Source organism: Flavobacterium xizangense (assembly GCF_054075145.1).
In genome coordinates this window covers 1-248 of record NZ_JBSIPG010000242.1, presented here as the reverse complement: position 1 = coordinate 248, position 248 = coordinate 1, and the positions used below count along the sequence as shown (strand labels likewise).

Genomic DNA, 248 nt, shown 5'->3' with positions numbered 1-248 from the left:
CATTTTTCAATTCTCCATTAAAATAATAGGAATTTGCCAAACGCTGAATCACGCCTTCATTTGTAGTCTGATCATTTACTAAACTCTCGTATACTTTTATTGCATCTGCGTAAGCGTACTCTTCGTATTTTTTATCTGCATATTTGATGTTCATAGTTGTAAATGGACTTTGCGCACTTACATTTGAAACAAAACTACACAGTAAAAAGATCAAAATTAATTTTCTAGCTTTCATAGGTTTTATTAAA

At 30.2% G+C, this 248-nt stretch carries 1 pseudogene; it reads right to left on the bottom strand.

The annotated features are described in order from the left end of the window. A pseudogene (locus tag ACWA1B_RS23280) lies at positions 1-235 on the bottom strand (OmpA family protein); the annotation flags it as partial. Positions 236-248: the final 13 nt, after the last annotated feature.